This is a genomic window from Dolichospermum sp. UHCC 0260 (assembly GCF_009711985.1).
GTDB classification, from domain to species: Bacteria; Cyanobacteriota; Cyanobacteriia; order Cyanobacteriales; family Nostocaceae; genus Dolichospermum; species Dolichospermum lemmermannii.
Map to the genome: position 1 here is coordinate 25992 of NZ_VIKZ01000007.1, position 13722 is coordinate 39713.

The following is a 13722-nucleotide window of genomic DNA, read 5'->3' on the forward strand; positions in this document are numbered from 1 at the left end:
ACAACTGACAACCGACAACTAATTAGCTTAAAGTTATGGCAAGAGCAATTGAACGGATAGAAAAAGACATTACTGAATTAAAAGAGGCGATTAGTGCGATCGCTCACGAACTCAATTTAGCCTATACTAAATATATAAATACCTTGGGATCAGCCTTACAAAAACAATTGATTTTGGCTAGTTATTACCTGTGTACCCAAGGATATCCTGATGAATTTCTGAACTTATCACTAAATCAACGGCAAAAATTACAACAAAGCCTTCGTAAATTAAGTCAACAAGCCGCTAAAGAATTAATTAGTTATATTCAACCTCCAGAAGTTACCCAAACAGAAGCAGTTGTAGAAATTGAGGAGGAAGAAGAAAACGAAGAAAACGAAGAAAACGAACAACAACCTCAAGCATTAGATCCTTCTAACCCCATAGAACTAGTTGAATGGCAACAAAATTTAGAGGAAGAGATTCAAGAAACTTTAAAAAAAGTCTCCCAATCAGCTAATATCTTCATCCAAAAAACAGGGGTTTTACCCAAAAAACTACCAGAACCGATTTTAGTCGCTGCCACCGCTGCTGCTGCTGCTTCAGAAGCTTCTAGTAATATGATACCCAGCCCTCCCAATTTATTAAACTTAGTCATAGAAATTAGTAATGAGGAAGATTCCGAAGATTCTAGCCTCACTCAGATTATGGCTATTCACTTACGACTAGGAGAAATAGAATTTGCTGAAGCAACACTATTGTCAGAACGCAAGGCAATTCGTAATATTTTAATGCAATTGAATAAACTCGGACGAGAATATCAAAAAAGACAACGAGAACTTAAAATTGCTGAAGCTGAAGCCGCTTGGCGTGCTAGTTGGTTTGAGGATTAGTACCGCAGGGCGGAATGAAAAATGCAAAATTAAAAATTAGAACCTGTATAGGTTATTGAAAATATATATCTATTAAAACTACATACTCCCTTGACAACTGACAACTGTACGGGCGAAGCATTTGGAGAACTATTTTTGGCAATGACCGATAATTTATCTTCCAAATGCTTCGCCCCTACTAACAACTAACAACCGACAACTGACAATTAACCAATGACTAATGAAATGCCCGATTGGATAAGATTACATAAAGCTTTAGCATTTGAGGCAGAAAAAGGCTTTATAGATTTAGTAGGTAAGCAATATCGCTTTAGTGAATTTCTTTGTTTGACTTTTGGTAATTTCCCAACTGCTTTACCACCAAAGGAAAGACTCCGCTGGCATCAAGTAGGAATGCAATTTGCCAATTATCCAAATTTAACATTACCAGAAAGACAACATTTAGTAGCAGAAGTTAGAAGATATCTAAATCAACTTCAACAAGAGCTAGAAACAGGAGAACCTCAAATAAATTACGAATCTAAAAATCAACATCCCACAACTCCAATTGTTGCCGAAGTTAGTAAAAGACTAGCACCAACACTGGATAAACAACTGAGAGATTTACCAGAAATTGGCATCAGAAAATCCGAGAATTTAGGGCGATTAAATTTATATACAGTCCGTGATTTACTATTTTATTATCCTCGTGATCATATTGATTATGCCCGTCAAGTAAATATTAGTGAGTTAGAAGGAGGAGAAACAGTAACTATCATAGCGACGGTAAAACGGTTTAATTTTTTCACCAGTCCTAAAAATAAGAAATTATCAATTTTAGAATTAATCCTCAAAGATAATACTGGACAAATTAAAGTTACCCGTTTTTATGCAGGTGCGCGTTTTAGTAGTCGTGGTTGGCAAGAAAGTTTAAAACGCCTATATCCTGTAGGTAGTATGTTAGCAGCTTGTGGATTAGTAAAAGGTGGTAAATATGGTTTAACTTTGGATAACCCAGAATTGGAAGTTTTGGCAAATCCAGGAGATACCATTGATTCTCTCACTATTGGGCGAGTTGTTCCCATTTACGCCCTGACTGAAGGAGTAATGGCTAATACAGTCAGACAGGCAATGATGATCGCTTTAACAGCAGCAGTGAATTTAAAAGATCCTTTACCTAAAGGTTTACGAGAAAAATATGCTTTGATGGAATTGAAAGAGGCAATTCCTAATATTCATTTTCCTAAAGATAGTGACTCCTTAAAAATTGCTCGTCGTCGGTTAGTATTTGATGAATTTTTCTACTTGCAACTGGGCTTATTGCAACGGCAAAAAAAAGCGCGAGAAATTCAAACTAGTGCCATACTTGCACCCACAGGTAAATTATTAGAAGAATTTAACGAAATTCTCCCTTTTCAACTGACCGGCGCACAACAACGAGTTGTTAATGAAATTCTCACCGATTTACAAAAACCTGTAGCCATGAATCGCTTAGTTCAGGGTGATGTTGGTTCAGGGAAAACTGTGGTTGCTGTTATTGCTATTTTGGCAGCAATTCAATCAGGTTATCAAGCGGCGTTAATGGCTCCCACGGAAGTATTAGCAGAACAGCATTATCGTAAGTTAGTTAGTTGGTTTAACTTGTTACATTTGCCTGTGGAATTATTAACAGGTTCGACAAAAATAGCCAAAAGAAGAGAAATTCATTCTCAGTTAGAAACAGGTGAGTTACCTTTATTAGTCGGGACTCATGCCTTAATTCAAGATAAAGTTAATTTTCAACGTTTGGGCTTAGTTGTCATAGATGAACAGCATCGTTTTGGGGTACAACAACGGGCAAAGTTACAGCAAAAAGGCGAACAATCTCATGTTTTAACCATGACAGCTACGCCCATTCCTCGGACTTTGGCATTAACTGTACATGGGGATTTAGATGTTAGTCAAATTGATGAATTACCACCGGGAAGACAACAAATTAAAACCACAATGTTAAGTGGTCAACAACGTCCCCAGGCTTACGATTTAATCCGTCGAGAAGTTGCCCAAGGTAGACAAGTTTATATAGTTTTGCCTTTGGTAGAAGAATCGGAAAAATTAGATTTACGTTCGGCTGTAGATGAACATCAAAAGTTACAAGAAAGTGTTTTTCCTGATTTTCAAATTGGGTTATTGCATGGACGCATGACTTCAGCCGAAAAAGAAGCAGCAATTCACAAATTCCGCGATAATGAAACTCAAATTATCGTTTCTACCACTGTGATTGAGGTGGGAGTGGATGTTCCTAATGCCACTGTGATGCTGATTGAACACGCGGAAAGATTTGGTTTATCACAATTGCACCAATTACGGGGGCGTGTAGGACGGGGTGCAGCGCAATCTTATTGTTTATTAATGAGTAGTTCTAGAAGTCCTGATGCTCAACAACGCTTGAAGGTGTTGGAACAGTCCCAAGATGGTTTTTTTATCTCGGAAATGGATATGCGGTTTCGCGGTCCTGGAGAAGTGATGGGAACTCGCCAATCAGGTGTAGCGGATTTTACTTTAGCTAGTTTGGTGGAAGATGAGGACATTTTGCTGTTAGCACGACAAGCAGCGGAAAAGGTGATTGAGATGGATGCAAGTTTAGCGCGTTGGCCATTAATGCAGGATGAGTTGAAGTATAGGTATGAGCGGTTAATGGGTGGCGCGATTTTGACGTAAAATCTTAGTTATCAATGTTGGCACTCCCCCCCAATTATTGAGGGGAATACAAATAGCAGGTGGTAGATCCGTAAACGCACATATCCCTGTTGTAAATTGTTCGCACTTAGGGCTTGCCACAATGCTTTGATAATTGCTTCCATTTATTGTGATCATCATTGCCTGAATCAATGCCTTAGCTTTCAGCATTATTTCTTGAAACTCCATTTGGGGATCAGAAAGTGCCACAATACCACCACCAACACCAATGGAAGTTTGTTCGGCCGTCATCACAGCAGTACGAATAACAATATTCAAATCGGCTGAACCATTTAATCCTAAAAAGCCAATAGACCCAGAGTAAACTCCCCGCGCTTCTTGCTCTAATTTATCAATAATTTCCAGGGTTCTAATCTTAGGTGCGCCAGTCATAGAACCCCCAGGAAAGGCGTTCCGAATGCAGTCTACGGCACTCATATTAGCTCGTAATTGACCGCGAATTGTCGTCACTAATTGATGTACTGTTGCGTAGGTTTCTACATCCATTAATTTGGGTACATGAACCGTTCCCACAGCACAAACCCGTCCCAGATCATTTCTCAGTAAATCCACAATCATCAGATTCTCCGCTCGATCTTTTTCGCTATTTTGCAAGCGATCGCGTAGAATAAAATCTTCTGCGGGTGTTTTTCCTCGTGGTAGAGTTCCCTTGATGGGTTTTGTTTCCACCCAACCTTGGCGATCAATTTGCAGAAATCGCTCTGGAGATGAACAGGCAATTCCCACATCACCAAAGCGCAAAAATGCCGCATAAGGAGCAGGATTGATCTGACGTAATGAACGATAGAATTCCAGAGGATCTGCTGTTGTGTCTGTGTGAATCTGGTTTGTTAAACAAACTTGATAAGTTTCTCCTTCATGAATTTCTTGCAAACATTTTTCAATATCATCAAGATAAGTCTTTTCAGACCTGCTCAATCTAAAAATAACAGGTGTTTTTTTGTTTTGAGGAACAATAGGCGACAGAGGAGGAAGATTGTCAATTTGGTTTTTGATCGCTTCAAACCAATCTTCTGCGGAGGCTGTTTTTCCTTTATGAATTAGACAAAGCAGATAGATAGTTTGCTCTTGGTGATCAATTGCAATCATTCTATCTGCTAACATAAACATGGCATCAGGTAAGGCAGATGTGTGATTGAATTTCCCTCCAGATTCTGCCTTTAATTCATAGCCAAAATAACCCACAAATCCGCAGTTAAAATCAAAAGGTAAATCATTAGATGGGCAATGTCGCCGTTCAATTTCCCGCTGGAGATAATCAAAAATTCCCTCTGTTTTGAAACTGACAGTATCGGACTGTGTAATTGTCAGTTCTTGCCCTTGCGTCCGATAATGAATTAGGAGACTGTTTTCACCACTGTTATCTCCCATGAAAGAAAAGCGAGAAAGACCAGGTTCAACCCGACTGCTATCTAACCAAAATGCACTAGCTGATTTGCCAAATAAATGCACAAACATCTGTTCGGTATCGGGACAAAGTTCGGCTTCGCTTACTGTAAACAAATTCAATTTGCGGTTACAAAGTTCAAATTCCTGTTGCTGTTTTTTGTGAGGAGAATTTGTGGGTAAGTTCCCATTCCCGTTATTTTCTGTCCAATAGTGTTTTTTCGGGCTTTTGCCTTGCTCTTGGGCAAATTTTTGGGTAATTTCTTGAAAATTCTCAAACAAAGTATGTCCATACTCAGTACAGATTGACTCTGGATGAAACTGCACACCCCACATTGGTAAAGAGCGATGGCGCATTCCCATGATCAGGTTGTCCTCTGTCCACGCTATTTTTTCTAAACAGTCCGGTAGGTCATCTGCAACCAGCAAAGAATGGTAGCGCACCACAGAAAAAGGAGAAGGTATTCCTGCAAACAAATCAGTAGCAGTATGATAAACCTCACTGAGCCGACCATGCCGAACTTCAGGTGCGTGAATAACTTTTCCTCCATAGCCAAATCCTAGTCCCTGATGTCCCAAGCAAACGCCTAGAAGTGGTACTTGGGCATTTTCAATCATTTGACGACAGATCCCAAAATCTTTTGATTTCTCTGGACGGCCAGGACCTGGTGAAATTACGATGTTATCAAATTCCCATTGTTTCAGTTCATCCCATATAACTTGATCATTATAAATTACAGTGGGATACTCTCCATTAACTTCTGCAATCAATTGGTAAAGGTTAAAAGTATAAGAGTCGTAGTTATCAATAATCAGGGTTTTCATGTTTAAATCTTCCTAATTAACTCGTCGAAAGGGCTAAAGTCCAACTACATATAAAAGTTTGATAGGTTTCCAGCAATTTTTATCCATAAACTCTATCTTTTAAGATTTCAACATAATTTTGCAGCATTGATTGAATATCTTTGTAACTAAAATATGTCTCCGAAAAGTGCTGTATAGTGGTTTGCCAATTAAGTAGGTTGGCGTTAAAAATTGTCGTTATGGCAAGGACAGAGGCAAGAGTGAAGAAGTTTTGAGAGATTTTACTTTTCTTCACACATTTTGGTTATTTTACGGCCACCTATTTAGTTAAAAAAGGATACTAAGTAAAGTTTGAAATAGTTGATAGAATATAGTATCAGTTTTCACAATATTTATATTCTTTTCGATTCATTGAAGCTACGCTAGGTGTAGCTAATGTTAATAATATCAAGCTTATTAGTGTTATGGATATTCTTTGTTTTTACTGAATAAAAACCCAACTTCGATTTCAGTTGTTCCTATTAAGTGACGTAAATCACATATATATGATTTAGATCCTCCCATAGAAATCGCCATGTTGGTATAATTAATAGTAACTGAACTCTAGCCGAGTCATTAATAGGGAACAAACCAACTGCCGACAGTCTACAACCAGTCTGTCGTTTTTTTTGCTATTAGTAACGTAAAAACTGACGATAATCATAACATATCCCCACAACTGGTTAATAACCTGATGGATATTGCCATAGCCACTACCAATTGTGGGGAATTAAAGACCTTTAAGACATCGCTTGAATGATGTAATCAAAGTAAGGTGCGGTTTCCCCAGCGTCTTCTGCATTCAATAAATCCAAAGACGCTTGTTTGAGGGAAGTGATAGCTTCTACCATTCCAGGAACAGGAACACCTAGAGAGTTGTACATTTCCCGCACACCAACCAAACCAATTTTTTCAATGGGTTCTTTGTCACCAGCAAGTACACCGTAGGTAATTAGGCGTAAATACCAGCCAAAGTCCCGAATACACAAAGCCCGTTGTTTTTCGCCGTAAGCATTACCACCAGGGGAGATAAAGTCAGGGCGTTTTTGCCAAAGTTTTTTGGTAGCTTCTTGAACGATCTTTTTCTCGTTTTCTGAAAGGGTAGCAGCGATTCTTGTTCGCTTTACACCTGTTTCCAAAAATGCTTTGATGTTTTTGAGTTCGCCACTGCTGGGGTAACGCAGTTCGTCGTCAGCTTGGAGAATAACTTGGCTAATTACAGTCATGATTATCTAAATGAACTGAAATATTTATATCTGCTAGTTTACCGACTTAGAGGGACATTCGTGAAGTGTATGGGAAGATAGGGATAAATGAATTTACAATTCTACATTGGGAACTCTCCCTTCCCTGTGAAAAAGTTCCCTCTTCCCTTATAACTGACTAATGACTAATACAATGTGGCGACAAGATGAAATTATCGAACTGGAAATTACTGATTTAAGCGACACTGGTGATGGTGTGGGACGCTTTGAGCAACGGGTGGTGTTTGTTCCTGATACAGTACCAGGAGATATCCTACTTGTCAAATTATTCAATGTTAAGCCAAAATATGCTCATGGACAGGTGCAGGAATTATTGCAAGCTTCGCCTCAACGGGTGCGTCCAAGTTGTATTGTCGCTGATAAATGTGGTGGTTGTCAATGGCAACATATTAAATATGATTACCAGTTATCAGCCAAACGCAATCAAGTAACCCAAGCTTTAGAAAGAATTGGCGGTTTTGTGAATCCACCAATAGATCCAGTTTTAGTGGCTGCTGCATCCTTTGGTTATCGCAACAAAGTTACTTATCCTATTGGTATGTCCGCTACAGGTCATGTCCAAGCTGGATATTATCAAAAAGGTAGCCATAAATTAATTAACTTGAATCAATGCCCTGTGCAAGACCAGCAGTTAAATCCTTTATTAGCTGAAATAAAATTAGATATTCAAAAGCAGGGTTGGCCAATTTATGACGAAACCCGACACAAAGGCTTAATTCGCCATTTGGGTTTACGCATTGGCCGCCGCACAGGAGAAATGCTGCTAACTTTGGTCGTCAAAGATTGGAATTTGCCAGGAATCGAAACCCAGGCACAGCAATGGTTACAGCGTTATCCTCAATTGGTCTGCGTGTCACTCAACCGCAATAGCGATCGCACAAATGCTATATTTGGATCAGAAACCCGTTGTCTAGCTGGAATTCCTTACCTGCGAGAAAAATTCGCCGGACTGGATTTTCAAATCGGACCAGATACCTTTTTCCAAGTGTACACAGAAACAGCCGAAGCACTTTTAGAGGTGATTCAGTCAGAACTAAATTTACAAGGTCATGAAGTCCTAGTAGATGCCTATTGTGGTATAGGAACTTTAACTTTGCCCCTGGCCAAACAAGCACGGCAAGTCACCGGGTTAGAATTGCAATCAACAGCAGTAGAACAGGCAATTGTTAATGCCCAACAGAATGGAATTAATAATGTGACTTTCCAAGTCGGCCCAGTGGAAAAAATTCTCCAGAATTTGGAAATTGTACCAGATGTGGTCTTACTTGATCCGCCCCGGAAAGGATGTGAAGCTAACGTTATCAAAACATTAAGAAACCTGAAACCATCTCGCATTGTTTACGTCAGTTGTAAAGTAGCTACTCTTGCCCGTGACCTAAAATTGCTTTGTGAAGATGGGCTATATAAACTCACAAGGGTGCAACCTGCGGACTTTTTTCCGCAAACGGCTCATGTAGAAGCAGCCGCTTTTCTGGTGTTATCGGACAATGATCAGGATAGTTAATTCTTCACAAAAATAAAAATCAGAAATTTGTAGTCTAGTGGATACTCATAATGCTAGAATGAAATTACATAAAAATAGAAACTCATTTTGTTTTAAAGAAATCGAAGCTGCATAGACTCTTAATCAAGGTGAATAAAATTGTGTTAATTACAAAATGAGCAGTTAACGAGAATATCTTTCTCCTCTTGTTCAAAAATAGCAGTTTTTACTCATCTGCTAAATGAACAGATTAACTTAAGCAAATTGTAAATAAGCAATATGAATTCTCCCACTGAATTGCTATGCTCTAGCATTTTTATAAATTTAGTTTTACAGAGGCAAGTTTGAAGGCAGCATGACTACCTAATTTTGATCAGAATGCCCAAAAAAGCAAACTGATGTCTAGCTAAATATAAAGCTACGGGGTTTCTCTTGTGATTACCATTTCTCTTCGTCCAGTTGGGCGTTATTGGGGGACAATTAGTTTTGCCTCCACCCTTTATCTTTGTCCAATCCTAGATTTACTCTTGACTGATATTCCGGCAAAATTACAATCTGAACTGCGACTAGGACTCCAAGAAGCCCTAGTAAATGCCGCTAAACATGGGAATAATCTTGATCCCGGCAAATTCGTCGTCGTTCGGTTCTCATTAATAGATAATCAGTATTGGTGGATTATCTCAGATCAGGGTAGCGGCTTCACTCCCTCCCTCGAAGGTGATAGTGATTCCGATGACTATTTACCACCAGACGAAGCTGAAAGTGGCCGGGGTATGTCCTTACTGCATCAGATTTTTGATCAAGTAAAATGGAATCGCAAAGGTACAGAACTCACGCTTTGTAAGCAATTAGAAAGCCGTCGTTTATTATCTTTGCGACGGTGAGAGGTGACTCGAAAAAGTTCTTTTTTTTACTTTGCGCGTCTGCGGTTTTAAAGTAATTTATCTAACCACAGAGGCACAGAGGACACAGAGAAAAAATTTTTTTACTCGGCTACAGGTGAGAGTTATTCCTTTATAGTCTCACGATTGTGTCCGTGAGTTGGGCAGGGAGGGGCGGAAATTGATTTATCTAGCCAGCCTACAGCCTGTTCTAGCCTTACTTTTGCCTCTTGGGGTTCATTTTTGACCAAAAATACCATGGCAGCGGCTGCCTGTTCACTAGCGCGGGAATTGCGGTTAGACTTGAGACGATGCCAATCATCAGGAGAGATACTCAGCCTTTCCATGAGTGCCTGTGCTAGTTCTAGAGTGCTAATTTCATTTAGTTGGCTAGTTTGTGACATAAGACTAAGTGTTGAGTTAAGAGTAAAAGTTATGATTTAATCATCATAGCCAATGACTAATCACCAATGACTAATTTAGACGAAAATCCCCAGCCAGATTTTGCACAGGAATTAGAGGAGGTAGAAACTTCACTGCGATTCTTGAAAGATAGATATACCCAAGTGCAAAATGATCAACAACAACAGGCACAATGGCAACAGGAATTAAAAAATTTAAAGCAAAATAGAAAGCAGACTCCAGAAATTAAGAACGAACTAAGCCGCCTGCAAAAACAGTTAGAAACCTTAGAAATAAACCTAGAAAGCCACTTGTTTTCTTGGAGTAGCCTAAAAAGACCTTTTTGGCAAGCTATCCGGTTTGGTGGTTTAGGCGTTATTATAGGTTGGTTATTAAAATCTTGGGTGGGGTGATTTAAAATATCCCCGACTTCTAAGATCCCCGACTTCTTGAAGAAGTCGGGGATCTGATCCTTTAAAAAATACAAATTTTAGAAAATGCTAAATCGTCGTATTGCGGAAATATTAAGAAGTGGTAAACCCGAAGAAACTTTGGTAGTCCAAGGTTGGGTAAGAACAAAACGCGAATTAAAAGGATTTGCGTTTCTGGAAGTTAATGATGGTTCATCTTTGGGGAATTTGCAAGTTGTCATTAATCAAGACTTACCAGATTATCAAGGAATATTAAAACAAATCAATACAGGTGCTTCTATAGAAGTATCAGGAGTGCTGGTAGCTTCTCAAGGTAAAGGACAAAGAATAGAATTAAAAGCAGATACAGTGAAAGTATACGGAGACGCTGATCCTGATACCTATCCTCTGCAAAAGAAACGTCATTCCTTTGAGTTTCTGCGAACCATCGCCCATTTGCGTCCTCGAACTAACTCCTTTGGTGCAGTATTTCGGGTGAGAAATGCTTGCGCTACTGCTATTCACCAATTTTTTCAACAACGAGGCTTTTTATGGGTGCATACTCCCATTATTACCGCCAGTGATTGTGAAGGTGCAGGTGAATTATTTAGTGTTACCAATTTCAATTTAAAGAATGTTCCCAAAACCGAAAATCAGGAAATTGATTATAGCCAAGACTTCTTTAGTAAACCTGCATATTTAACAGTCAGTGGCCAATTAGAAGCCGAAATCATGGCTATGGCTTTTACTAATGTCTATACCTTTGGTCCCACATTCCGGGCGGAAAATTCTAATACTTCGCGTCACTTAGCCGAATTTTGGATGGTTGAACCAGAAATGGCTTTTTGTGATTTAGAAGGTGATATGGATTTGGCTGAGGAGTTTCTCAAACACATTTTTAAATATGTGATGGAAACCTGTCCTGAAGACATGGAATTTTTCAATGAACGGATTGATAATACTGTTTTAGAAACTGCAAATAACATTATTAACAATCAATTTGAAAGATTGACCTATACAGAAGCAGTCAAACTTCTAGAAAAAGCCGATGTTAAATTTGATTATCCTGTGAGTTGGGGTGCAGATTTACAATCAGAACATGAACGCTATTTAGCCGAAAACCTGTTTAAAAAGCCTGTCATTGTTACAGATTATCCCGCACAAATCAAAGCTTTTTATATGCGGTTAAGTGACGATGAAAAAACCGTCCGCGCTATGGATATTCTCGCACCGAAAATAGGGGAAATTATTGGTGGTTCACAACGGGAAGAACGGTTAGATGTGTTAGAAAAACGGGTTTTAGCACAAGGTATGAACCCGGAAGATTTGTGGTGGTATTTAGATTTGCGTCGTTATGGTACTGTTCCCCATGCTGGTTTTGGTTTAGGGTTTGAAAGATTGGTGCAATTTATGACGGGTATGGGGAATATTCGGGATGTGATTCCGTTCCCCCGCACACCCCAAAGCGCGGAGTTTTAATGAATTTAGAGACGTTATTAATAACGTCTCTTTCAAAAATATTATTTTTCTAATTGCTAACTTTGTGGTTTAACCAAGTTACCAAATCAGCAATATCAGAAAAATCAAATAATGCTTCTCCTAAATCTTCTAAATCGTCAGCAGATAAATTTCTAACTTTGGTCATTAATGAATCATAGATATCACCAAAACGTTTTTTAAGCTGACGACAAATAATTTTCAATGCCTCTTTTTGCACGATATCTTGATAAATGACAGACTCTTTCATAATATCCTCCCGGAGAAATTGACGAACTAAATCTTTTCCAAACCGTAAACCTGCGAGAACTTCTACACAACCAGCAATATTTTGTTGCTGTTCCCTATCTGGAATTGTAGCGACTTTTTGAGCTACTTGGGATAATAAACTTTGTGCTGAGTCAGTGCGGGTTAAAGTTGCTAAAGGTAATAATGCGGAATTATCTAAAAATACCTTTGAATCTTGCTCCCAAAGACGCACAACCTCAAATTACTCCATTATGATTTTTCACCACATATTAAAATATTAGATTAAAAGGAAAAGTCTTATTCAAAACATATATTTTATGTTCAAATATACTTTAAATAAATAATTTAGCTGAAATTTAACTCCCTCTTCTTCTAACAGTTTTTCTACTAAACACCGTCGTGTTAAAGATTGTATAATTTGCAAAAATCTAGCATTGGATAATTCAAAATCAGCAGGTTTTTGGAAAATATCTATAAGTTCATTTTGTGTCGCTAACCAGTTGATAACCTTATTTTCTAATTCTGATAAACGCTCTAAATGATTTTCTAAAAGTGCTTCTATATCTCCTAAAAATAGATCATCATTAGCTGTTAAAAATAGGGAAACTTGACCATTAAAAAATTCTATTATAGTTAAGATTATGATATTTAACCACCCAGGATGACCTTGGTAAAGTCTGATTAATTCATCCCATTTATCCTCATCTTTTAAGCCTTTTTCTCTCAATATTGCTTTAGCATCTTCTCCTAAACCCTGAAGATATAATGTTTTTGTGTGTTTGTTTTGAATTTCTAAAGTTTCTATATCTGGAGGTTTTTCCGAACTAATCAAAATTAAACAACTTTGATGATATGAGGTGGCAATTTGTTGAAAAAATTTACTATAATCTTTATATTCTGTTAAATATTGGCCTGCTAAGTTACCAAATTGAAAAATATTATCCACGTCATCAATGATTACTAAACAACGAGATGAACGAAAATAATCTATGATTTCAGGTAATGGGTTTTGTGATTGAGAAAAAAATTGTTTAAGTTCATCTTTAAGAGTTATCAGTTGAGGAAGATGATCAAGACTGCGATAAATAATATAATCAAAATTAGCTTGAATTTCTGAGATTAATTTCAGAGTTAAAGCAGTTTTGCCTATTCCACTTAATCCATAAATTGTGATAAGTCTAGTTTTATTTTCTAATATCCATTCTTTCAGGGTAGAAATTTCTGAAGTGCGTCCATAATTATAGTTTAATTCTGGTGCTTTTGTTAAGTCAATTATTGGGGTTTGATGTTTGGGTTGAGGAGGTTTAAAATGCTCTTGTGTATTATTTACAATTGGTAAAGACTTATCACAAATATTAATATTACCTTCACCATTAACTTGCACACCAAAATTATCCCTTTGAGAAACACGATATTTCTTTTCTACTCTAGAACGAAAATTATCTTTATTCAGATTTTCTCCTAATGATTGTCCTAGTTTTTTCCATAATTTAGCTGCTTCTTTTTTGATATGAGATTCACTGCAATTATTAAATCCTACAGCTATTTGCCAATATTTTTGACCTTGCCAAACACCTTTGAGAATTGCTTCTTCCACAGGACTAATATTTTCACCAGTCGTCTCAAAAATTAAATTATCAGCGTATTGTAAAACATCCTCGATATTATTCATCTGTATTTACACTAAAGGTATTTAAAATAAATATATTATACCGA

General features: G+C 37.8%; 10 protein-coding genes and 1 pseudogene. 6 read left to right on the forward strand and 5 right to left on the reverse strand.

The features are described from left to right. Positions 1-35: 35 nt before the first annotated feature. Positions 36-872, forward strand: coding sequence for a hypothetical protein (locus tag FJR08_RS04550; protein WP_168632318.1), 837 nt, complete (start codon positions 36-38; stop codon positions 870-872). Between the two features lie 213 nt (positions 873-1085). Continuing rightward, positions 1086-3551 (forward strand): ATP-dependent DNA helicase RecG, encoded by a 2466-nt coding sequence (gene recG, locus FJR08_RS04555; protein ID WP_168632319.1) that lies wholly within the window; start codon positions 1086-1088, stop codon positions 3549-3551. Here recG and pabB read toward each other — a convergent pair. Next, complete coding sequence (gene pabB / locus FJR08_RS04560) at positions 3525-5801, reverse strand: aminodeoxychorismate synthase (RefSeq protein WP_168632320.1); 2277 nt, start codon at positions 5799-5801, stop codon at positions 3525-3527. The two genes, recG and pabB, sit on opposite strands and share 27 nt — an antisense overlap. A gap of 758 nt (positions 5802-6559) precedes the next feature. Then, complete coding sequence (locus tag FJR08_RS04565) at positions 6560-7045, reverse strand: allophycocyanin subunit alpha-B (RefSeq protein ID WP_015083049.1); 486 nt, start codon at positions 7043-7045, stop codon at positions 6560-6562. A gap of 160 nt (positions 7046-7205) precedes the next feature. On the opposite strand from FJR08_RS04565, the gene rlmD reads away from it, so the two are divergent. Both rlmD and FJR08_RS04575 read left to right on the forward strand, forming a co-directional pair. Next, on the forward strand, positions 7206-8588 hold the full coding sequence (gene rlmD / locus FJR08_RS04570; protein ID WP_168632321.1) for a 23S rRNA (uracil(1939)-C(5))-methyltransferase RlmD: 1383 nt from the start codon (positions 7206-7208) through the stop codon (positions 8586-8588). 413 nt (positions 8589-9001) lie between these two features. Beyond that, positions 9002-9451, forward strand: coding sequence for an anti-sigma regulatory factor (locus FJR08_RS04575; protein ID WP_168632322.1), 450 nt, complete (start codon positions 9002-9004; stop codon positions 9449-9451). Between the two features lie 122 nt (positions 9452-9573). On the opposite strand, the gene FJR08_RS04580 is transcribed toward FJR08_RS04575, so the two are convergent. After that, on the reverse strand, positions 9574-9852 hold the full coding sequence (locus tag FJR08_RS04580) for a DUF6439 family protein (RefSeq protein ID WP_168632323.1): 279 nt from the start codon (positions 9850-9852) through the stop codon (positions 9574-9576). A gap of 66 nt (positions 9853-9918) precedes the next feature. On the opposite strand from FJR08_RS04580, the gene FJR08_RS04585 reads away from it, so the two are divergent. Further along, positions 9919-10263 (forward strand): hypothetical protein, encoded by a 345-nt coding sequence (locus FJR08_RS04585; RefSeq protein ID WP_168632324.1) that lies wholly within the window; start codon positions 9919-9921, stop codon positions 10261-10263. Between the two features lie 84 nt (positions 10264-10347). Further along, entirely contained in the window at positions 10348-11739 is a 1392-nt protein-coding gene (asnS, locus tag FJR08_RS04590) for an asparagine--tRNA ligase (RefSeq protein WP_168632325.1), read from the forward strand. Between the two features lie 49 nt (positions 11740-11788). On the opposite strand, the pseudogene FJR08_RS04595 reads toward asnS, so the two are convergent. Together FJR08_RS04595 and FJR08_RS04600 are read right to left on the reverse strand one after the other, a co-directional pair. Next, a pseudogene (locus FJR08_RS04595) lies at positions 11789-12247 on the reverse strand (Rpn family recombination-promoting nuclease/putative transposase); the annotation flags it as partial. A 60-nt stretch (positions 12248-12307) separates the two neighbouring features. After that, entirely contained in the window at positions 12308-13678 is a 1371-nt protein-coding gene (locus tag FJR08_RS04600; protein ID WP_168632327.1) for an NACHT domain-containing protein, read from the reverse strand. Between the last annotated feature and the right edge of the window lie 44 nt (positions 13679-13722).

Coding starts and splice junctions, on each gene's coding strand:
- FJR08_RS04550 (WP_168632318.1), top strand. CDS start 36: ATGGCAAGAGCAATTGAACGGATAGAAAAAGACATTACTGAATTAAAA.
- recG (WP_168632319.1), top strand. CDS start 1,086: ATGACTAATGAAATGCCCGATTGGATAAGATTACATAAAGCTTTAGCA.
- pabB (WP_168632320.1), bottom strand. CDS start 5,801: ATGAAAACCCTGATTATTGATAACTACGACTCTTATACTTTTAACCTT.
- FJR08_RS04565 (WP_015083049.1), bottom strand. CDS start 7,045: ATGACTGTAATTAGCCAAGTTATTCTCCAAGCTGACGACGAACTGCGT.
- rlmD (WP_168632321.1), top strand. CDS start 7,206: ATGACTAATACAATGTGGCGACAAGATGAAATTATCGAACTGGAAATT.
- FJR08_RS04580 (WP_168632323.1), bottom strand. CDS start 9,852: ATGTCACAAACTAGCCAACTAAATGAAATTAGCACTCTAGAACTAGCA.
- FJR08_RS04585 (WP_168632324.1), top strand. CDS start 9,919: ATGACTAATTTAGACGAAAATCCCCAGCCAGATTTTGCACAGGAATTA.
- asnS (WP_168632325.1), top strand. CDS start 10,348: ATGCTAAATCGTCGTATTGCGGAAATATTAAGAAGTGGTAAACCCGAA.
- FJR08_RS04600 (WP_168632327.1), bottom strand. CDS start 13,678: ATGAATAATATCGAGGATGTTTTACAATACGCTGATAATTTAATTTTT.